This is a genomic window from Pantoea sp. B566, assembly GCF_024793925.1.
Lineage (GTDB): Bacteria > Pseudomonadota > Gammaproteobacteria > Enterobacterales > Enterobacteriaceae > Pantoea > Pantoea ananatis.
This window is the reverse complement of record NZ_JANUQL010000003.1, coordinates 2,496,246-2,516,047: the sequence shown is the minus strand read 5'-3', so window position 1 is coordinate 2,516,047 and position 19,802 is coordinate 2,496,246. Positions and strand designations below refer to the sequence as shown.

Genomic DNA, 19,802 nt, shown 5'->3' with positions numbered 1-19,802 from the left:
GATGGATTAGGAGACGGCGGATGTCATTACTCTCAAAGGTAAAACAACCCGATGAGCAGGGGCGCATACAGCAGGTAACGCCAGACAGTGCGGGCTGGCGCTATGTGGGTTTCGAGTCTTTCCTGTTAAAACAAGGACAGACGCTCGACATGGCCAGCGGTGACAGCGAGCTTTGCCTGGTGCTGGTGGCAGGCCTGGCCTCGATTAGCACGCGTCATGCAAACTTTCCGGGGTTAGGTAAGCGAATGTCGCCGTTTGAACGTACGCCGCCTTATTCCGTGTATGTCCCTCATGATGATGCAGTGACGGTAAGAGCGGACAGCGATCTTGAGCTGGCGGTCTGCAAGGCACCGGGGCAGGGCGACAACCTGCCCGCCCGACTGATTGCGCCAGAAGATGTCGGCGTTGAGCGGCGCGGCAAAGGCCACAACCAGCGACTTGTGCACAACATTCTGCCGGACAGTGAACCGGCAAATAGCTTGCTGGTGGTGGAAGTGTTTACCGATGAGGGCAATACCAGTTCGTATCCGAGTCACAAGCACGACCAGGAAAACAGCGAGAACGAAACCTATCTGGAAGAAACCTATTACCACCGTTTTGAACCCGAACAGGGCTTCGCGATGCAGCGCGTTTATACGGACGATCGTTCTCTGGATGAGTGCATGGCTGTTTATAACCGGGATGTCGTCACCGTACCGCGCGGTTACCATCCTGTAGCAACCTTGGCTGGCTATAACAATTACTACCTTAACGTTATGGCAGGGCCGGTTCGCCTGTGGAAATTCAGCTGGGAACAGGATCATGCCTGGATCAACAGCGATCGCTATCCGTCACGTTAATCACTGCTGAAAGCAAAACGGCAGCCTGAGGGCTAATGCGGGTCATTTAAGGCCCGGTTGACCGATCCAGTGGAAGGGATCAAAGGGGTTCATGTTCATCATGAACCCTTTTTTATGGAACTCTCACAGGCTCTGGGCATCATTCATTCCACTTCTCCCGAACGCGCCCGTTCGCTCTCTGATCTTATTCCCGCTGAGCCTCAGCAGAGCCACCAGTGAGATATCGCGGCTCCTGATGAGTTACCCCGGGCACGGTTCCGGGCGAACTGAGAACGCCGTATAAAAAGGCGAGATGGCTGATACTGCCGGGGCGAAGAGAACGAAACTTTCCGCGGGAGCTGCGAATAAGATCACGGAAATATGCCGATAAAAAAAAGCTGGTCACCTAAGTGACCAGCATTGAGCCTGAGGACTGCGTTTTTGTCGCTGCAGAGGGCGTTTCTCGCCGGGACGCGCGGGGGCGTCATGCTCCCGGCTTTACTGAGGGCGCGTGTATCATGTGTTCAGGTATGACGTGTAAGCAGTGCCGCCGCAGCTGGCGGCATGTCAGGAGAGCTGACCGGACTGCGCATTCGCCAGCGCCAGGGATACGGCCAGCGTTTGTGCCAGGCACAGCGAGGCAACCTGAGAGCGAAAACCGTCAACCTGGGCTTCGCGTACAACGAAACAGACGTCACTGAAGGCGGCAAGTGGGCTGACCTGGCTGTCAGTGATCGCGATTAAGCTGGCACCGCGTTTGGCCCCCAACTCGACCACTTCTACCGCCTCCCTTGCATAGGGTGAACAGCTGATGGCAATCACCACATCTTTGGGCGTAACCAGATTAAGCTGTTCTGTAAACATGCCGCCCAGCCCGTCAATCAGGAAGGCACGGCGTTCCAGATGGCGCAGGGCATACACTAGATAGGAGGCAACGCTAAACGACCGCCGCAGGCCGATTACGTAGACATTTTCGGCTTCGTTCATAAGCTGCACGGTTTTGTCTAACTGGTCCGGGCTCACCTGCATGGCCAGCTGCTGCAGGGCCTGACTGTTGACCATGGTGAAAACATTGAGAATTTCAGCCGGACTTTCGGGCGAATTCGCAGCATCGTCCGCTGCTGTCTGACGAAACAGCCGCGCTCGTTCTGTATAGTTGACGGTCTCTTCCATCAGATGCTGACGAAAAACCTGTTTCATTTCGTTGAAACCGCTGAAGCCAAATGCATTAGCAAAGCGAATCAGCGTAGATGGCGGAACGTCGGCCTGCTGCGCAATAGAGGCCACGGTGTCAAAAGCAATACTGTTACTGTTATCAAGGATATAACGAGCCACCTGCTTCAGACGCTTGCTCAGCGTTTCGTAGCGACGGCGAATCTCGTCCTGCAGCAGTGAAAGTTGGGAGGGATTATTACTCATGACATCTGCTCATTTGCGGAAAACGTGGCTGGATAATGAACGCTATGATATCAGATGGTTGGAAAATTTCATTTTTTTGTTATGTATGCAGCTTTTATTTCATTGGTTTATGAAATGACTCACAGATTCACCGCGACAGGGGCGACGCGCGGGCGAGCTGGCCACTAAAACAGGCTGCATCCGATGAGGGCACAGCCTTACACAGGGCCTGATCATTCTCTTCAGGGCGGATGATAGTCTTACAGTCCGGTATTCTCCCGAATATATTTTCTTGCCTTTACCGCGTACTCGAACGGATTGGCCAACGCAGGATCCTGCTCAGCCTCAACCACCATCCAGCCTTGATAGCCGTAGTCATCAAGAATTTTGAAAACCGGTTTAAAATCAATGACGCCGTCGCCTGGAACGGTGAATGTGCCCTTTTTCACACCGTCCAGAAACGACAGGTGCTGGTCACGCACTTCTGCGACAATCTCATCCCGCACGTCTTTCAGATGAACGTGGAAAATGCGCGGCAGATGGGTTTTCAGCACTGCCAGCATCACGTCCTGTGAGCCTTCAGAATAATAGATGTGGCCGGTATCATAGAGTAAACCGACATTGTCATGCGTGAGCGCCATGAAACGGTCGATTTCCGCGGGCGTCTGAATGCCGGTGCCCATATGGTGGTGCAGGCAAACGCGCATCCCTTTCGCGGCGGCAAGGTCGGCAAGCGTATTGTAGCCTTCCGCCGTTCTCTGCCACTCGTCATCGTTAAACACCGGTTTGTGATCGAACACTGCCCGTGCTGTGCCCTGAATACTTTTACTCTGCTCTGAACAGCCGATCACCCGGGCACCCATTTCATAGAGAAAATTCATGTGCGCCGTAAAACCCTCAAGGGTCTCGTTTTTGTCACCCTGCGCAAAAAATGTGCTGAACCAGGCGTTGCAGATCTGAATGCCGCGAATATCGAGCATTGGCTTGAGAATGGCAGGATCGCGTGGGTATTTGCTACCCACTTCACTTCCTGAGAAGCCCGCCAGTGCCATCTCGCTGACGGTTTGCTGAAAGGTATTCTCGCTGCCCAGCTCGGGCATATCATCATTTGTCCAGCCAATGGGCGCTATCGCCAGCTTTACGTTATCGTTGTTCATTATTTACCTGCCAAAGGCGAGAGATTTAGTTATAGAATGCCGGACGAGCGGGCATTTCAATCGGTTCAATGGCACCGCTTTTCTGCGCCTTGATACAGGCGTCAGCGGCGACGGAGGCGGCAAAACCATCCCAGGCAGACGGACCGGTTAACTGCCCGGCTTTCACGTCGTTGATAAACGCCTGCAGTTCGACGTCGTAAGCCTCGATAAAGCGGTCTTTCCAGTCGACTAAAATGGTGTTGGAAAGTTTGGCCTGTTTGCGCAGCTGCACTGACGAAGGCTCCGGCAGTCTGGCGATGCCTTCTTCACCCACTACCTCACACTGAATGTCATAGCCGTAGGTACAGTTAACAAAAATTTCTACATCGATGCGCACGCCTTTTTGCGTTTCAAACAGGACGATTTGCGGATCTTTCAGATGCGGACGCGCTTTGGAACTGACGCGCGGGAAAACCACCTGCACGCTTTTGTAGTCGTCACTCGTCAGCCAGCGCAGTACGTCAAGTTCATGAATTAACGTATTGGTGATCGCCATTTCCGTATTGTAATTTTCGGGCACCGTCGGATTGCGATGCGCGCAATGCAGCATGAGCGGCTCGCCGATTTCACCGTCGGTAATCACTTTTTTCAGCGCCCGGTAGCCGGCATCGTAAGGCCGCATAAAACCCACCTGAACCAGCCGCTTACCGTGCTGGATTTCTGCTTCGACCACCCGACGGCAACCCTCTGCGCTCATGGCCAGCGGTTTTTCACAGAACACCGGCTTACCCGCCGCGATGGCCGCCAGGGTAAACTCTTCATGCGTCGGGTCCCATGAGGTCACCAGCACCGCATCCACATCAGGTGACTGAATCACCTCATAGCCATCCTTGCAGACTTGCGCATCACTATTCAGCCGTTGCAGTGCAGCCTGCGCGCCTTCAACGTTGATATCGGATACCGCGACCACTCTTGCCCCTTGTAAGACATTGTTGCAGCGGCGAATGTGTTCCTGACCAATCGCGCCTGTTCCAATCACACCAAGTTTCAATGTCATAATTACACCTGTAGGGTTAAATCGAAGAGAAGAAACAAGGGCCGTCAGACGGCCCGGAAATCAGTATTTGCGGGCCTGTGCCAGATGCGCATTCAGTTTGTCCGCCACATCCTGCGTGCGCGCCGATTGGGCAGTTTGTGCAACGCCAACGTGCCACCAGCTGAAATATTTATGAATCATGGTCTTGGGCAGTACTTTAATATCTATCAGCGTAGAAACCTGCTGTGTTTTCGCATCGTCCAGCGCAGCCTTAAGCTGTTCCAGCGTGCTGACGCGATAGGTCTTGCACCCATAACCGGCAGCAATTGCGGCAAAGTCTACCGGCACCAGGCTGCCGTTTAGCTTACCGCTGTCCGTATTGCGGAAGCGAAACTCGGTAATGAAGCTGTCCATACCGTGCTCCATTTGCAGGTTGTTAATGCAGCCATTGCTCATGTTATCCAGCAGCACCACGTTGATTTTGGCACCCTCCTGAATGGAGGTCACCAGCTCGGAATGCAGCATCATAAAAGAGCCGTCGCCGACCAGGGCAAAGACTTCCCGCTGGGGCTCCGCAAGCTTAACGCCTAACGCCGCATTCACTTCATATCCCATACAGGAATAGCCGTATTCGAGGTGATAGCCGTTATAGCCGCGCGTGCGCCAGACGCGTTGCAGGTCGCCGGGCAGGCTGCCTGCAGCACCGACGATGACGGCATCGGCAGGCAAATGTTGGTTGAGGGTACCCAAGACACTGCTCTGGGTCAGCAGAGACTGCGTCAAGCGATTGAATTCGGCGTAGACGGCGTCCCGATCCAGATGGTCGGCAATCTCGGGCACAAATTCAGCATCGTTATGTGTAACGTGATACACGCGCTGTCTTTCTTCTTCTAACTGTTGCCGCGCCTCGGCAACCTGCGTGCCCCAGTCGTTGCCGTAGTGCTGCGAAACCAGCCCATGACTGAGCGCCAGCAGGGCTTCACGCGCATCGGCAAGCAGCTGCACGCCATCCAGTTTGTAGCTGTCAAAATTGCTGACGTTGATGTTAAGAAAGCTCACCTCGGGATGCCGGAAAATCCATTTCGATGAGGTGGTAAAATCGGTATAGCGTGTGCCAATCCCAATCACCAGATCGGCGTCTTTTGCCAGCAGGTTTGCCGCCAGACAGCCGGTTTCACCTACGCCGCCAACGTTGAGCGGATGATCGGACAGCAGCGTCCCTTTTCCGGCCTGCGTTTCAGCGAACGGAATCTGATACCGTTCAGCGAACGCCTGCAGCGCCTCGCCCGCCCCCGAATATTTGACGCCACCGCCGCAGATAATCAGCGGCTTACGTTTGCGGATAATAAGCTTCAGCGCATCTTCAAGTTGGGCCACGGTGGGCTGACGACGGTCCAGTCGGTGCACGCGTTTCTGGAAGAAATAGTCGGGGTAATCCCAGGCTTCGCCTTGCACATCTTGCGGTAAAGAGAGCGTGACGGCCCCGGTTTCAGCGGGGTCGGTGAGCACGCGCATCGCATTAATACAGGCGCTCATTAACTGTTCAGGGCGGCTGATGCGATCCCAGTATTTACTGACCGCTCTGAAGGCATCATTGGTGCTGATGCTCAGATCCCAGGATTGCTCAATCTGTTGCAACACCGGGTCAGGTTGTCGGGTGGCAAAAACGTCACCGGGCAGCAGCAGCAGGGGAATTCGGTTCGCCGTCGCCGTGGCCGCCGCCGTTAACATGTTGGCCGCACCCGGGCCAACAGAAGAGGTGCAGGCGATGATCTGACGCCGCAGGGATTGTTTGGCAAAGCCGGTTGCAGCGTGCGCCATTCCCTGCTCATTGCGTCCCTGGTATACCACCAGATCCCCACTGTCCTGTTCCAGTGCCTGGCCCAGACCCAGTACATTGCCATGGCCAAAAATGGCAAAAATGCCATGGACAAACTTCGTCTCATGCCCGTCTACGTCAATGTATTGATTATCAAGAAATTTAACTAATGCCTGTGCGGTAGTCAGTTTGATGGTGGCCATAAACTTTCCTCAACGTGCTGGCTGTAGCGGCGTCCGGCCCCGCGTATAAACGGCGTGACGTAACGGAGAGAGCTACCGGGATAACTGAAATGTCAGAGGATTATAAACAAATGCATTTTTCATAAAATACAATTACAGAAGAAATATTTCATTTTGCGAGGGGGATCAAATTTACATTCCTGCCGATCCCACGTAATACGCAGGAAAGGGGGGAACTGGAATGATTGGTGAGAGTTGCCGTTTTTTAAGATATTTCATTTCATTGTCAGGTCAGCCCTAAAAGACGGGCGGTGAGTCTGCCGCCTTGTGGTACGCGGTGCGCAGGGCATGGCGATAAAGTACCGGGGAGCGACAGATTTTTAACTGGTTCACATAATTGCATTGTAAGTTTCATTTTGAATTGAGTTTGGAATATTTGTTCCTCATACTGTGTTTATCGCTAATCAGACACCTTCAGACCCCGATATCCAACTTGTCCACAGTGTCTGCTCATCACAGAAGGAAACCAGAAGCATGAGTACACAACAGAAGCGTCTTGATGTGATTTGTATTGGACGCATCGCCGTAGACTTCTATGGTCAGCAAATTGGCGCGCGACTGGAGGACACCACGTCCTTTGCCAAATATCTTGGCGGTTCATCGGGTAACGTCGCTTATGGCACCGCTATTCAGGGGTTGCGTTCGGCCATGCTGGCGCGCGTAGGCGATGAGCATAACGGCCGTTTTTTACGTGAAAGCCTGCAAAGGGTTGGGTGTAATACCGATGCGCTGATAACGGATAAAAAACGCCTTACTGCCCTGGTGATTCTCGGCATCAAAGACGACGAAACGTTCCCACTCATTTTTTATCGTGATAACTGCGCCGATATGGGGCTGGTGCCAGAGGATATCGAGGAGTCCTTTATCGCCTCCTCCCGCTCGGTAGCGGTCACCGGCACGCACTTGTCACATCCCCAGACCCGGGCGGCTGTGCTAAAGGCGCTGGAGCTCGCCCGCAAAAACGGCCTGCGAACGGCGCTGGATATCGACTACCGGCCAGTATTGTGGGGATTAACCTCGCTGGGTGACGGTGAAACACGTTTCATTGCATCGTCAGAGGTAACGGCGCAACTGCAGCAGGTCGTCCACTATTTCGATCTTATCGTAGGCACCGAAGAAGAATTCCATATCGCGGGCGGCAGCACCGATACGCTGACGGCGCTGAGAAATGTCCGTGAGGTCAGTAAGGCTACGCTGGTCTGTAAGCGGGGTGCAATGGGATGCGTTGTCTTTGAACATGAGATTCCGGAAAGCTGGGAGCAGGTAACGCTGCACAGCGGCGTGCGCGTCGAGGTGTTAAACGTGCTGGGCGCAGGTGACGCGTTTATGTCGGGCCTGCTGCGTGGCTGGTTAAATGATGAAGGCTGGGAGCAGGCCTGCCGTTATGCCAATGCCTGCGGTGCGTTGGTGGTTTCACGCCACGGTTGCGCGCCGGCGATGCCGACCCGAGAAGAACTGGACGATTTTCTGAGCCGCGAAAACGCCGTCAAGCGTCCGGATCTGGACAGTCGATTAACGCACCTGCACCGCGTGACCACCCGGCAGCGTGCCTGGCCGGAACTCAATATCTTTGCCTTTGACCATCGTAAGCAACTGGTCGATATGGCCAAGGCAGCGGGGGCTGACGTCAGCCACATTCCTCAACTCAAGCTCCTGCTGCTCCAGGCCGCAGAGCAGGCGGTACAGCAGGCAGGCATTGAAAGCAAAAGCGGCATTCTGGCCGATACCACCTTCGGGCAACGAACGCTTAACGCCATTACCGGCAAGAACAGATGGATCGGGCGGCCGATAGAGTTACCGGGATCCCGACCGTTACGCCTTGAACACGGCAATATCGGCACACAGCTTGCCAGCTGGCCAATGGAGCACGTGGTAAAATGTCTGGTGTTTTATCACCCGCATGACAGCGCCGAACTGCGTGAAGAGCAGGATGCCGTGTTGCTGGATGTCTGGAAAGGCTGTAACAAAAGCGGGCATGAACTGCTGTTGGAAGTGATTCTGCCAGAGGGGCAGCCAGACCGTAACGAAGCCTGTTATCTGGCGGTTCTGAGCCACTTTTATGCGTTGGGAATCAAGCCGGACTGGTGGAAATTACCGCCCCTGTCAACAGCGAGCTGGCAGGCCATTGGCACCCTGATTGAGGCGCAGGATCCTCACTGTCGCGGTATCCTGTTGCTCGGGCTGGATGCGCCAGAGGAGACGCTGAAACTCGGTTTCGCTGCGGCTGCGGCTGCGCCATGGGTGAAAGGCTTCGCGGTGGGACGGACGATTTTTGCCCAGCCTTCAAGTCAGTGGTTGCAGGGTGAAATTGACGACGCGGCGCTGGTAACGGCTGTAAAAGATAACTATCTGCGTTTGATTGATTACTGGCGCACGGCACGCGAGCAGGCGTGAAAAGAACCAGAATCGAGCCGTGTGGAGACGTGCTTTCCCACGCGGCTCGCTGTTTTCAGGGCGGGAACCTGAAATAACACCCATATCAGGCAAGGGCCTGTTGCGGTTATTTCAGTTTAATGCTCTTCACTACCGTTTCAGCATCGCTTTGCGCCTGCTGCTGGTTCTGGCCCGGCAGCGTGATCTGCATGGTCATCAGCTTACCATCCACCTTGGCCAACACGACGGAAGACCAGGAGGTCTGGTTATTGGCTGAGATCACGGTGTCCAGCTGCTGTGCAGGTTCGCCGCCCAGGGTGACCGCTTTGTTAGAGACAACCTGTAGCTGCGGATCGCGGTTACGCTGCTGTTGTTCCATGCGCTGTGATAAAACATCCAGCCCTTCGTTAGTGGGATCACCTGCAATGACGATAATCGCCCGCGCGCCGCTTTCATCAGCATACACGTGCATATTGGTGCTTTGTGAGCCCAGCTTGCCGCTCTTATCGGACATGCCCGGCGGTAAGGCGAAGCTTAACTTGCCATCCATCAGCGTCACGGTTTGTGCCGACTGACTGGCAGATGCGCCGTTGTCGTTTGCCGCGTCATCTTTCTTTTGGTCACAGGCGGCAAGGCCGAGGACCAGCAAACCAATTCCCGCATATTTCACTAAATTACGCATCAGAATCCCTTTTTAAATTTCCACTCAGGCGTTTATACAACAGGAATCAGGCTGCAAACGCAACCTGAGTATTGTCAGAAGATTTTAGCGGATTGTCAGGAAAGGCTGTATTGCCGGTTAGCCGAAATGTATCTGTGGTTGAGCCTGGCGTTCGGCCAGACGTTTCAACGCCGCATTGAGCAACACACCATAGGCAGGCAGGAAGAACACCATGCAGATCAGCACCTTGAAACTGTAATCGACCAGGGCGATTTCCACCCAGTGCTGCGCCATAAACGCATCGGAGCTTTTATAGAAGGCGATAAAAAAGAACGCCAGCGTGTCGCTGATATTACCTAAAAACATGGCACAGCCGGGCGCTATCCACCACTGCGGCAGGCGACGCAGGCGGTTAAAGACATGCACATCCAGAATCTGGCCCAGCGCGTAAGCCATAAAGCTGGCGCAGGCGATACGGGCGACAAACAGGTTCACCTGCTGCAATGCCTGCCAGCCTTGCCACTCGCCCTGATAAAACAGGCTGGAAATGGTATAGGAGATAAACAACGCCGGCACCATGACCGCCAGAATAATCCGCCGTGCAAGCGGCGCGCCAAAAATGCGGACGGTGAGATCGGTCGCCAGGAAGATAAACGGGAAACTAAAGGCGCCCCAGGTGGTATGGAAACCAAAAAGGGAGACGGGCAACTGCACCAGATAATTACTGGAGGTAATCACCAGCAGGTGAAACAGGGACAGCCAGAAAAGCGCATAAGTGCGCTGACGCGGGGTAAATGCGAGCATAGTTAGCCTTTTTAATCGTGGGGTGAGGGAACCCATTGCAGGGCGCAGAACGGTCCGCGCACTACGGTTTCATGAACAAAAAACGGCCGAATCTTACCCTGGTGTGCTATTAATGCAATGGCTAATTTTAACGCAATCGTTATCGCCTTGCGTCAAAGGGCTGACGCGCTAGAATAAGCGCCCGCCAACCTGAATTGAGATCGTGATGAGTGATGCATTTTCTTCCGCCGACCATCAACTGGATGCGTTAGGCCTTCGCTGTCCCGAACCGGTCATGATGGTTCGCAAAACCGTGCGTGGGATGCAGGACGGTGAAACGCTACTGATCGTGGCTGACGATCCGGCGACCACGCGGGATATTCCCGGTTTTTGCCGCTTTATGGAGCATCGCCTGTTGGTCGCGCAAACCGACACGTTGCCTTATCAGTTTTTGATCAGGAAAGGGATGGGCGAATAACGGCGGCACCTGCCGCCGTCAGGTTGTTAATCCCGCGTGCGCAGCAGCCGCAACGCGTTCGCCGTGACCAGCGCGGTGGCGCCAGAATCAGCCAGCACCGCCAGCCACAATCCGGTCAGTCCGAGAAGCGTGGTAACCAGAAACAGCGCCTTAAGCCCTAACGCAATGCCGATATTCTGACGAATAATTGCCCGGGTGCGACGCGCCAGACCGATCATCGGAGCCAGATGGCTGAGCTGATTGCGCGTCAGGGCCGCATCGGCTGCTTCCAGCGCGACATCGGTGCCGCTGCCCATGGCGATGCCCAGCGTGGCCGCCTTCATGGCTGGCGCATCATTGATGCCGTCGCCCACCATTGCCACAACCTGATGCTGACTGAGCTGGCGAACCCGCTCAACCTTGTCGGCGGGTAATAAGCCTGCGTGCCACGCGATATCCAGTTGTTGCGCCACCACAGCCGCCGCTCGCGGGTTATCCCCTGTGAGCATAATGCTGTTGATGCCGAGCGCCTTTAACGCCTGCAACGCGGCAGGCGTTTCACTGCGCAGCCGATCGCGCAACGCGAGTGCACCCAGCGCATCGCCATTACGCAGCACAATCACCAGGGTTTCGCCCTGGGCTTCCTGCTCGCTAATCATGTCCAGTTGCCGGGCGTTCAGCGCGTTGACGTAGGCCGGTGCCAGCAGTTCAATGCGCTGGCCTGCAACCTCGGCCCTGATGCCGCTGCCGGCGATGGCCTGTTGATGTGCGGCTGCCGGAATTGTCAGGGATTTCGCCTGGGCCGCAGCCACAATTGCCGTAGCCAGCGGATGCGTGGAGCCCCGTTCAACGGCGGCGCCCAGCAGCAGAATCTCGTCTTCACTGAGATCGCCGAATGACAAAATGCGGGTTAACTGCGGTTTACCTTCCGTGAGCGTCCCGGTTTTATCGAACGCAATCGTCTGCACCGTACTCAGGCGTTCCAGGGCTGCACCGCCCTTGATTAAAGCGCCGCGCCGCGCCGCGGTCGCAAGGCCAGACGTAATGGCCGCTGGCGTCGAGATCACCAGTGCACAGGGGCAACCGATGAGAAGTAACGTCAGCCCTTTGTAGATCCACGGTAGCCATGGACCCGCGCCGAGCAGCGGCGGTATGACCATGACCAGCAGCGCCAGTAGCATGATTGCAGGCGTGTAAATGCGGCTGAAATTATCGATAAAGCGTTCCACCGGAGCACGATGGCTTTCGGCTTCCTCAATCAGCTGCAAAATGCGGTCAATCGCGCTCTCGCCGGGTTTTGACACCACGTCCAGCGTCACCAGCCTGTCTACGCTGGTGGCGCCAGCCAGCACCTTATCGCCCCGCATGCGAAGAACCGGCAAAGACTCGCCGGTTAAGGCGCTTTCATCGAAGCTGGCGCTTTCCGCGACCAGACATCCGTCAACCGGCAGGCGACCACCGGCGGCAACCTCTATACGGTCGCCTGGCTGCAGCGCCGCCAGTGGAACCTCACTGCGAACGCCATTTTGCAGGCGCACGGCCGATTCGGGACGGATCGCCATCAGCTGACTCACGCCACTGCGCGCACGGGTTGCCGCATAGGCCTCCAGGCGTTCACCCAGTTGGAACAGCAGCAACACCATGGCTGCTTCCGCATGGGCGCCAATCAACAGCGCGCCCGCCGACGCCAGCGTCATCAGGGTTTCAATCGTAAAAGCGGAGCCGGTTCGTAGACGCTGCCAGGCTTTACGCGCGACCGGTGCCAGACCAACCAGCGTGGTGAGAATAAATAATCGATCGCCCCACACAGCATTGATCTGGCTGAGCGCAACGCTGGCCAGCATTAACCCGGCGAGCAGAAAAAGGGGGATATGTTTTTGCCAGGAGGCGAGTGAAGAAGCGGAAGCAGCGGTGGAGGAGAGTTGAAATCCGGCTTTTCTGACGGCGTCTTCTATCGCGCCTTGAACCGGTGCGCGGGCGTCAACAATCAGCTTCTCACTGGAGAATACGACGCGGGCCTGGGTGACGTCAGGAAGCTGACGAACGGCCGTTTCGATAGCGCGGGCACAGCTGGGGCAGTCCATGCCGCTGACCAGCCAGCTGAACTGAAAAGCATCTGAGGACCGTCGTCGGTCACCTTCGTCATTGGCTTCACTGCTGGATGAACTGCCGCACGCGCAGTCACCACCGCAGCCATTGCCGTCAGAAATTTCAGGCGTTGCCGCAGTAACAGACAGCGTACCGGAACGAACAGGGCGGATTGCACAAAGCGGTTTTGCGGCACGGTGCGTACCGCAGGGCTTACCGCAGCCACAAGCATGATGTTGATGCATATAACCTCCGGAAGACGTGGGCACCATGCCCACGCCTTATCTTACACCCGACGGTTTATTCCATCTTCAGATTTATTGTGACGCTTTCTTAGTAAATCCACAGGGAGCGGACAATCATAAAGTGGCCCGCGAAATAGCAGGCTGCGACGATGGCGCTGTCCGCGCTAAAGCGGCGACGGTAATGGCTGATAAACCACACAATATTGGCCAAAAGAAGCAGGGCCGAACCGACGAGAATCGAAAAGCTGTAATCGCTGGGACGGAAAAAATATTGCTCTGCCGCCATCCAGTTCATCACCAGCGTCATGCCAATAAGCGTACAGACCGGCCAGCGTAGCGTTTCCAGCTTGCTCCACAGAATGCCAATCACGACAACCCCGATGATCAAAAAGGTCAGCGGAATGGGCCAGTAGAAACTCATCGTCATGTTGGCGGCGAAGCACAGCGTATAGAGCAGATGCGACAGGAAAAACGCGCCCAGCGCGTAGAGCGTCTGCTGACGTGGAAGCAGCGTCAGCGTATCGCCGACAAGCGTGGCGACCAGCCCGGCCACAATCAGATAGTCTGACGTGTTGCGCGTGGGGGCTTGCCAGGCGAGGCCGACTAACAGCAGTAAGGTTACCGGCTTGAATAACCAGCGTTGCCATTGAGGTCCCCGGTAAGAGGCATCCACATACAGCCAGCCGGAGAAAAGTACCGCGAGAAAGGACCAGAGCATTGCTTCTCCCTATTGACCAAAAATGGTGACAGTTCCTGAAATACTCCTGTCAGTCTAGGTTACGCCAGCCTGATGTGACAATCGGTCAACTCTGGTTGTATGCTTTAGCGCGCCATGTACGCCATCTGTAACCTGAGAAACGTTGGGATATTATGAAACCACCGCTACTTTTTATCATTGTGCTGGCTGTTATCGCCGTTTTAGCGACTCGCCAGTTCATCAAACAGCGGCGTGAAGCCGCCGTCAACGATGCCTCGCCGGTTCGCACCCTGACAGTCGAAGTGAAAACCAAACGTGAGTTTTCTGTTTCCAGCCGGCGCTCGCGTGAACGGGAAGTGATCGCCGGTGATGAAATGCGCTATGAGGCCTGGTTTCATCCGCTGAACGGCGAAAGCGATATTAAGATGCGGGTAAGTGAAAGCGACTACCATCTGATGGACAAGGGCACGCAAGGGGAACTGACTCTGCAGGGCTCGCGCTTTATTCAGTTTACGCCCGCCCGGCACTGACGGCGGGCCAGGTGCCCGCCGTGACGACTTACTTACGTGGAAAGTTTTTTTTCTGCCACGCGACCAGTTCGAATACGCCAAACAAAAAGACTTTTATCTGGGTGACACGATCGATCGGCGGCGCATCTTTACCTTGGGTGGTGCGCAGCAGGACCAACTGCAGACCATGCATCAGAATCATAAATATCAGAGCCACATTGATAAACCAGGTCAGTGGCTTAGGATAAGGATGAATCAGGTTAAACAGTAAAAAACCCCATACGCACAGCATCAGCAGGCGTCCTAAATTAAGTAACATCGTGTGTCTCCTGTTGGCGCTGATATAAGCGATAGGCCACCTGGCCGGCAATTTTTTCGCGGTATAGATCCCAGTGTGCTGGAACCGGGGGAGCACCGCGTTCAACTTCACTTTCAACGTAGATGAGTGCGTCAGCAGTCAGCCAGCCGTTATTCTCCAGCAGTTGCAGCGTTTGTTCCAGCAGGCCCTGACGAAACGGCGGGTCGATAAACACGATATTGAACGGCTTACCGCTCTGCGCCAGCCATGTCAGCGTATTGGTCTGCACAACCTGGCCGTTGGCGGCCTGAAGCGTCTGTAAATTTTTGGCCAACTGCTGCGCTACCGGGCGTTCCAGCTCCAGTAACGTTGCCGACGCGGCGAAACGCGACAAGGCTTCCAGCCCCAGCGCACCACTGCCGGCAAAGCAGTCCAGACAGTTGGCCGCCTGAATAGAGGGCGCCAGCCAGTTAAACAGCGTTTCACGCACTCTGTCGGTAGTCGGACGCAGTCCGGCGCTGTCCGGCACCGGCAATTTGCGGCCGCGCCACTGTCCGCCAATAATGCGGATTTGGCCTGCACCACCAGTCTTACGGGGAGGTTTTATCATCTTGCTCACAAATCTTCATAATTTGTTGCGTAGTTTAACGGGCGAAACGATGAGAAGAAACGTTAAAAAAGGGTGCTGTGGTGAGCTGGCTGGAAAGTGTTAGACTACAGCGTTGCTGCTGTTATGCATAATTCTGCGGTTTGACGCTCATCTGGCGTTTATCACCAATACTGTTTTTAACCCTGGGAACATTGTGCTACCGGGATGAAGCCATCGAGGAGTGTGGTTACACAATGGCAAAAGAGAAAAAACGAGGCTTTTTTTCCTGGCTGGGATTTGGCAAAGAAGAAGAGAAACAACCCTCAACGGAAGCGCAGGCATCACAAACTGCACAACCGGAAGTCCAGCAGCCAGAACAGGAAGCCCCGGCAATAAGTCAGGCGGAGATCCACGCGGAAGAGACCGTTGAAACGACTGAAAAAGTCGTTGAACAGCAACACACAGCGGATCCCGATAGCGAAGTAAAGCTGACAGCAATTACCCCATCGGCTGAAAACGTGCCTGATCCGCATGATGGCGTTATCACGCCCGCAGAACCTGCGTCCGAGCCTGTGGACGATGAGGCACCGCTCAGCGATGACGAACTCGCCGCACTGGCGCTGGCCGATGCGGAGATCGTGGAGGTTACGCCGCACGAGCCTGAAATCCTTCAGCCCGAACCTGTCCCGGTGGCAGACAAGGCGCCGCTCAGCGATGACGAACTCGCCGCGCTGGTGCTGGCCGATGCGGATATCGTGGAGGTTACGACGCACGAGCCTGAAATCCTTCAGTCCGAACCTGTCCCGGAGGCAGACGAGGCGCCGCTCAGCGATGACGAACTCGCCGCACTGGCGCTGGCCGACGCGGATGCCGTTCAGGATGTTCCAGAAAACGCCGATCGGGTGGAGCCAACAGATACCGTCAGCGATCTTCCTTTAGCCGCCGCGCCACTGGTGACGCAGGAGCAGGATCGTCCGACAAAAGAGGGCTTCTTTGCCCGCCTGAAACGCAGCCTGGTGAAAACCCGTCAGAACCTGGGATCGGGTTTTATCGGCCTGTTCCGTGGCAAAAAGATTGATGATGAGCTGTTTGAAGAGCTCGAAGAGCAACTGCTGATTGCGGATGTGGGGGTCGAAACGACGCGCCGTATCATCACCAGCCTGACGCAGCATGCCGACCGTAAACAGCTTCGCGATGCAGAGGCGCTTTATGGCCTGCTGAAAACTGAAATGGCCGACATTCTGGCGAAAGTGGAAGAACCGCTTAATGTTGAAGGCAAAACGCCTTTTGTCATTTTGATGGTCGGTGTTAACGGCGTAGGTAAAACGACCACCATCGGCAAGCTGGCTCGTCAGTATCAGGCAGAAGGCAAGTCGGTCATGCTGGCGGCGGGCGACACCTTCCGTGCAGCGGCCGTTGAACAGCTTCAGGTATGGGGCCAGCGTAACAACATTTCTGTGGTGGCGCAGCATACCGGTGCCGATTCCGCTTCGGTGATTTTCGATGCGATTCAGGCCGCGAAATCCCGTGGCGTTGACGTGTTAATCGCCGACACCGCAGGCCGTTTGCAAAACAAATCGCACCTGATGGAAGAACTGAAGAAAATTACGCGCGTCATGAAAAAACTGGATGAGCAGGCGCCGCATGAAGTCATGCTGACAATTGATGCCAGCACCGGGCAAAATGCCATCAGCCAGGCCAAACTGTTCCATGAAGCGGTTGGTCTGACCGGTATTACCCTGACAAAACTGGATGGCACGGCCAAAGGCGGTGTGATTTTCTCGGTGGCAGATCAGTTTGGCATCCCTATCCGGTATATCGGTGTCGGAGAAGGCATCGAAGATTTACGGCCGTTCAAGGCCGAGGATTTTATTGAGGCATTGTTTGCCCGAGAGGACTAATTAGGATGATTCGCTTTGAAGAGGTCAGTAAGGCATATCTCGGCGGACGTCAGGCGCTGCAGGGCGTAGATTTTCATCTACGCCCCGGTGAAATGGCGTTTCTGACCGGCCATTCTGGCGCAGGGAAAAGTACCTTGCTGAAGCTGATTTGTGGCATTGAGCGTCCCAGCGCCGGACAAATCTGGTTTAGCGGGCATGACATTTCACGCCTGCGTAACAGCGAGGTGCCGTTTCTGCGCCGTCAGATTGGTATGATCTTTCAGGATCACCACCTGCTGATGGATCGTTCTGTCTATGACAACGTGGCCATTCCGCTGATCATCTCCGGTGCCAGCGGGGAAGATATCCGGCGGCGTGTTTCAGCCGCGCTAGATAAAGTGGGCCTGCTCGACAAAGCGAAAAGTTATCCTATTCAACTTTCCGGTGGTGAACAGCAGCGCGTGGGTATTGCACGCGCCGTGGTGAATAAACCGGCGGTGCTGTTGGCTGATGAACCAACCGGTAACCTGGATGAGGCGCTGTCTGAAGACATCCTGCGCCTGTTTGAAGAGTTTAACCGCGTTGGGGTGACGGTCCTGATGGCGACACACGATGTGGGGCTAATCGGTCGCCGAAATTATCGGGTGATGACGCTAAATAAAGGACGCCTGCACGGAGGCCACGATGGTCAATAAACGCAACAAACGCGCGCCCGCGCCGAAGGCGAAGCAACCGTCGAAAAGCAAAGCGTTACGCGGCGGCTGGCAGGAGCAGTGGCGCTATGCGCTGCGCGGTACGTTGTCTGACATGTGGCGTCAGCCGTTAGCGACGTTGCTGACGGTGATGGTTATCGCGATCTCTCTGACGTTGCCCAGCGTGTGTTACATGGTGTGGAAAAACGTTAGCCAGGCCGCCACTCAGTGGTATCCCGCGCCGCAGCTGACGGTCTATCTCTCCAAAACGCTGGATGATGCCGCCGCCGAAAACGTGACGACTCAGCTGAAGCAGGTCGATGGCGTGGACCACGTTAACTACCTGACGCGTGAAGAAGCCCTGAACGAATTCCGTAACTGGTCAGGCTTTGGCGGCGCGATGGATATGCTGGAGCAGAATCCTCTCCCGGCCGTGGTCATCATTACGCCTAAACTGACCTTCCAGAATTCCGACACGCTACAAACTTTGCGCGACAGGGTGGCGAAAGTGCAGGGCGTTGACGAAGTGCGCATGGATGACAGCTGGTTTGCTCGTCTTGCGGCGCTGACCGGGCTGGTGGGGCAGATTGCCTCCATGATCGGTATCTTAATGATCGTGGCGGTGTTCCTGGTGATTGGCAACAGCGTCAGGCTGAGCATTTTTGCCCGGCGCGATACCATCAACGTGCAGAAGTTGATCGGGGCGACCGACGGGTTTATTCTGCGTCCGTTCCTGTATGGCGGTGCGTTGTTAGGTTTCTCTGGTGCCGTGTTATCGCTGCTTCTTTCCGAAGTGCTTGTCCTGCGTTTGCAGTCCGTGGTGGCCCATGTTGCCTCGGTGTTTGGCACGACCTTCTCGCTGGAAGGGTTCTCCTGGGATGAGGCACTGTTGTTGCTGCTGATCGCGGCGATTATTGGATGGGTTGCGGCCTGGCTGGCTACGGTACAACATTTACGCCGATTTACGCCGCAGTAAACCTCTGCAACATTTTTTTGTTATAATCATCCTCTGCTGCCGACAATGGGTGCAGAGGATATTGCCCCGCTGTCATCTGTGTGTAAAATATTCACTGCTAAAATTGAACTTGTGGATAACTTTGTTTTCCAAGTAGCACAGATTGCTTTTGGTTTTCCTGCGACGTTGACATAATGTGACGTGCGCTTAAGGAAAGATGCGGCAATTCCATTGATTTTGTGAGGGTTTGAATGACCAAAGAAATGCAAACTTTAGCTATTGCTCCTCTGGGCAACCTGGAATCTTACGTTCGGGCTGCCAACACCTGGCCGATGCTGTCGGCAGAAGAGGAAAAGGCGTTGGCTGAACGGCTGCATTACCAGGGCGATCTGGATGCGGCTAAGACGCTGATCCTGTCTCACCTACGCTTTGTTGTTCATATCGCTCGTAACTACTCAGGTTACGGCCTGCCTCAGGCTGACCTGATTCAGGAAGGTAACATCGGCTTGATGAAAGCCGTTCGTCGCTTTAATCCTGAAGTTGGCGTCCGTCTGGTATCCTTTGCCGTACACTGGATTAAAGCGGAAATTCACGAATATGTGCTGCGTAACTGGCGCATCGTGAAAGTGGCGACCACGAAAGCACAGCGCAAGCTGTTCTTTAACCTGCGTAAAACCAAGCAGCGCCTGGGCTGGTTTAATCAGGACGAAGTAGAAATGGTCGCGCGCGAGTTGGGCGTGAGCAGCAAAGATGTGCGGGAAATGGAATCGCGCATGGCCGCGCAGGATATGACCTTCGATATGTCCGCTGATGACGAAAGCGGTGAAGGTAAATCCATGGCGCCGGTGCTGTATCTCCAGGATAAAACCTCTGATTTTGCCGACGGTATCGAAGAGGATAACTGGGAGTCACATGCAGCCGACAAGCTGACGTACGCAATGGAAGGCCTGGACGAGCGCAGCCAGCATATCATTCGCGCCCGCTGGCTGGATGAGGACAACAAAACTACCCTGCAGGAACTGGCCGATCGTTATGGCGTTTCCGCAGAGCGCGTCCGACAGCTTGAAAAGAACGCGATGAAGAAACTCCGAATGGCTATCGAAGCCTGACGAGACAGGGCGACTTC

General features: G+C 55.1%; 18 protein-coding genes. 8 read left to right on the top strand and 10 right to left on the bottom strand.

The annotated features are described in order from the left end of the window. Nucleotides 1-20: 20 nt before the first annotated feature. Nucleotides 21-839 (top strand): 5-deoxy-glucuronate isomerase, encoded by an 819-nt coding sequence (gene iolB, locus NYE92_RS13520; RefSeq protein WP_014604822.1) that lies wholly within the window; start codon nt 21-23, stop codon nt 837-839. Between the two features lie 546 nt (nt 840-1,385). Here iolB and NYE92_RS13515 read toward each other — a convergent pair. The 4 genes from NYE92_RS13515 to iolD form a co-directional block, all read right to left on the bottom strand. Beyond that, a complete protein-coding gene (locus tag NYE92_RS13515; protein ID WP_259019064.1) occupies nt 1,386-2,237 on the bottom strand; it encodes a MurR/RpiR family transcriptional regulator in 852 nt (283 codons plus the stop codon). 239 nt (nt 2,238-2,476) lie between these two features. Continuing rightward, the gene (iolE, locus tag NYE92_RS13510; RefSeq protein WP_029569244.1) at nt 2,477-3,373 is read right to left on the bottom strand and encodes a myo-inosose-2 dehydratase; all 897 of its coding nucleotides are present in this window, start codon (nt 3,371-3,373) and stop codon (nt 2,477-2,479) included. A gap of 25 nt (nt 3,374-3,398) precedes the next feature. Continuing rightward, on the bottom strand, nt 3,399-4,409 hold the full coding sequence (locus NYE92_RS13505) for a Gfo/Idh/MocA family protein (RefSeq protein ID WP_013027573.1): 1,011 nt from the start codon (nt 4,407-4,409) through the stop codon (nt 3,399-3,401). A 60-nt stretch (nt 4,410-4,469) separates the two neighbouring features. Next, nucleotides 4,470-6,410 (bottom strand): 3D-(3,5/4)-trihydroxycyclohexane-1,2-dione acylhydrolase (decyclizing), encoded by a 1,941-nt coding sequence (iolD, locus tag NYE92_RS13500; protein WP_112900597.1) that lies wholly within the window; start codon nt 6,408-6,410, stop codon nt 4,470-4,472. A 513-nt stretch (nt 6,411-6,923) separates the two neighbouring features. Between iolD and iolC the strand changes: the two genes are divergently transcribed. After that, complete coding sequence (gene iolC / locus NYE92_RS13495) at nt 6,924-8,843, top strand: bifunctional 5-dehydro-2-deoxygluconokinase/5-dehydro-2-deoxyphosphogluconate aldolase (protein ID WP_014604825.1); 1,920 nt, start codon at nt 6,924-6,926, stop codon at nt 8,841-8,843. Between the two features lie 106 nt (nt 8,844-8,949). On the opposite strand, the gene NYE92_RS13490 is transcribed toward iolC, so the two are convergent. Both NYE92_RS13490 and NYE92_RS13485 read right to left on the bottom strand, forming a co-directional pair. After that, nucleotides 8,950-9,504, bottom strand: coding sequence for a DcrB family lipoprotein (locus tag NYE92_RS13490; protein WP_013027570.1), 555 nt, complete (start codon nt 9,502-9,504; stop codon nt 8,950-8,952). Between the two features lie 117 nt (nt 9,505-9,621). Then, nucleotides 9,622-10,287 (bottom strand): 7-cyano-7-deazaguanine/7-aminomethyl-7-deazaguanine transporter, encoded by a 666-nt coding sequence (locus NYE92_RS13485; RefSeq protein WP_014604826.1) that lies wholly within the window; start codon nt 10,285-10,287, stop codon nt 9,622-9,624. A gap of 205 nt (nt 10,288-10,492) precedes the next feature. Between NYE92_RS13485 and tusA the strand changes: the two genes are divergently transcribed. Then, nucleotides 10,493-10,744, top strand: coding sequence for a sulfurtransferase TusA (gene tusA, locus NYE92_RS13480; RefSeq protein WP_014604827.1), 252 nt, complete (start codon nt 10,493-10,495; stop codon nt 10,742-10,744). Between the two features lie 26 nt (nt 10,745-10,770). On the opposite strand, the gene NYE92_RS13475 is transcribed toward tusA, so the two are convergent. Continuing rightward, entirely contained in the window at nt 10,771-13,056 is a 2,286-nt protein-coding gene (locus NYE92_RS13475) for a zinc/cadmium/mercury/lead-transporting ATPase (protein WP_259019061.1), read from the bottom strand. 88 nt (nt 13,057-13,144) lie between these two features. Next, nucleotides 13,145-13,774, bottom strand: a complete 630-nt coding sequence (locus NYE92_RS13470) for a lysoplasmalogenase (RefSeq protein ID WP_013027566.1) — start codon at nt 13,772-13,774, stop codon at nt 13,145-13,147. Between the two features lie 152 nt (nt 13,775-13,926). Here NYE92_RS13470 and NYE92_RS13465 point away from each other — a divergent pair, with 152 nt between their 5' ends. Then, nucleotides 13,927-14,283: a DUF2500 domain-containing protein gene (locus NYE92_RS13465; RefSeq protein ID WP_013027565.1), complete on the top strand. Its 357-nt coding sequence runs from the start codon at nt 13,927-13,929 to the stop codon at nt 14,281-14,283. A 28-nt stretch (nt 14,284-14,311) separates the two neighbouring features. Here the strand turns inward: NYE92_RS13465 and NYE92_RS13460 are convergent, their stop codons facing one another. Further along, nucleotides 14,312-14,581 (bottom strand): DUF1145 family protein, encoded by a 270-nt coding sequence (locus NYE92_RS13460; protein ID WP_013027564.1) that lies wholly within the window; start codon nt 14,579-14,581, stop codon nt 14,312-14,314. Further along, nucleotides 14,571-15,170, bottom strand: coding sequence for a 16S rRNA (guanine(966)-N(2))-methyltransferase (gene rsmD / locus NYE92_RS13455; protein WP_014594808.1), 600 nt, complete (start codon nt 15,168-15,170; stop codon nt 14,571-14,573). Before rsmD ends, NYE92_RS13460 begins: the two co-directional genes overlap by 11 nt. Before the next feature lie 233 nt (nt 15,171-15,403). Here rsmD and ftsY point away from each other — a divergent pair, with 233 nt between their 5' ends. The 4 genes from ftsY (at nt 15,404) to rpoH (ending at nt 19,785) form a co-directional block, all read left to right on the top strand. Then, nucleotides 15,404-17,050 carry a signal recognition particle-docking protein FtsY gene (gene ftsY, locus NYE92_RS13450; RefSeq protein WP_259019059.1) on the top strand — a complete coding sequence of 549 codons (1,647 nt, stop codon included), beginning with the start codon at nt 15,404-15,406 and terminating at the stop codon, nt 17,048-17,050. 5 nt (nt 17,051-17,055) lie between these two features. Further along, entirely contained in the window at nt 17,056-17,724 is a 669-nt protein-coding gene (gene ftsE / locus NYE92_RS13445) for a cell division ATP-binding protein FtsE (RefSeq protein WP_013027561.1), read from the top strand. Beyond that, entirely contained in the window at nt 17,714-18,697 is a 984-nt protein-coding gene (gene ftsX, locus NYE92_RS13440; RefSeq protein ID WP_022622526.1) for a permease-like cell division protein FtsX, read from the top strand. The genes ftsE and ftsX overlap by 11 nt, the downstream gene beginning before the upstream one ends. A gap of 230 nt (nt 18,698-18,927) precedes the next feature. Next, complete coding sequence (gene rpoH / locus NYE92_RS13435; protein WP_013027559.1) at nt 18,928-19,785, top strand: RNA polymerase sigma factor RpoH; 858 nt, start codon at nt 18,928-18,930, stop codon at nt 19,783-19,785. Nucleotides 19,786-19,802: the final 17 nt, after the last annotated feature.

Excerpts from the sequence above, each read along its gene's own strand:
- iolB (WP_014604822.1), top strand. The coding sequence starts at position 21 with ATGTCATTACTCTCAAAGGTAAAACAACCCGATGAGCAGGGGCGCATA.
- NYE92_RS13515 (WP_259019064.1), bottom strand. The coding sequence starts at position 2,237 with ATGAGTAATAATCCCTCCCAACTTTCACTGCTGCAGGACGAGATTCGC.
- iolE (WP_029569244.1), bottom strand. The coding sequence starts at position 3,373 with ATGAACAACGATAACGTAAAGCTGGCGATAGCGCCCATTGGCTGGACA.
- NYE92_RS13505 (WP_013027573.1), bottom strand. The coding sequence starts at position 4,409 with ATGACATTGAAACTTGGTGTGATTGGAACAGGCGCGATTGGTCAGGAA.
- iolD (WP_112900597.1), bottom strand. The coding sequence starts at position 6,410 with ATGGCCACCATCAAACTGACTACCGCACAGGCATTAGTTAAATTTCTT.
- iolC (WP_014604825.1), top strand. The coding sequence starts at position 6,924 with ATGAGTACACAACAGAAGCGTCTTGATGTGATTTGTATTGGACGCATC.
- NYE92_RS13490 (WP_013027570.1), bottom strand. The coding sequence starts at position 9,504 with ATGCGTAATTTAGTGAAATATGCGGGAATTGGTTTGCTGGTCCTCGGC.
- NYE92_RS13485 (WP_014604826.1), bottom strand. The coding sequence starts at position 10,287 with ATGCTCGCATTTACCCCGCGTCAGCGCACTTATGCGCTTTTCTGGCTG.
- tusA (WP_014604827.1), top strand. The coding sequence starts at position 10,493 with ATGAGTGATGCATTTTCTTCCGCCGACCATCAACTGGATGCGTTAGGC.
- NYE92_RS13475 (WP_259019061.1), bottom strand. The coding sequence starts at position 13,056 with ATGCATCAACATCATGCTTGTGGCTGCGGTAAGCCCTGCGGTACGCAC.
- NYE92_RS13470 (WP_013027566.1), bottom strand. The coding sequence starts at position 13,774 with ATGCTCTGGTCCTTTCTCGCGGTACTTTTCTCCGGCTGGCTGTATGTG.
- NYE92_RS13465 (WP_013027565.1), top strand. The coding sequence starts at position 13,927 with ATGAAACCACCGCTACTTTTTATCATTGTGCTGGCTGTTATCGCCGTT.
- NYE92_RS13460 (WP_013027564.1), bottom strand. The coding sequence starts at position 14,581 with ATGTTACTTAATTTAGGACGCCTGCTGATGCTGTGCGTATGGGGTTTT.
- rsmD (WP_014594808.1), bottom strand. The coding sequence starts at position 15,170 with ATGATAAAACCTCCCCGTAAGACTGGTGGTGCAGGCCAAATCCGCATT.
- ftsY (WP_259019059.1), top strand. The coding sequence starts at position 15,404 with ATGGCAAAAGAGAAAAAACGAGGCTTTTTTTCCTGGCTGGGATTTGGC.
- ftsE (WP_013027561.1), top strand. The coding sequence starts at position 17,056 with ATGATTCGCTTTGAAGAGGTCAGTAAGGCATATCTCGGCGGACGTCAG.
- ftsX (WP_022622526.1), top strand. The coding sequence starts at position 17,714 with ATGGTCAATAAACGCAACAAACGCGCGCCCGCGCCGAAGGCGAAGCAA.
- rpoH (WP_013027559.1), top strand. The coding sequence starts at position 18,928 with ATGACCAAAGAAATGCAAACTTTAGCTATTGCTCCTCTGGGCAACCTG.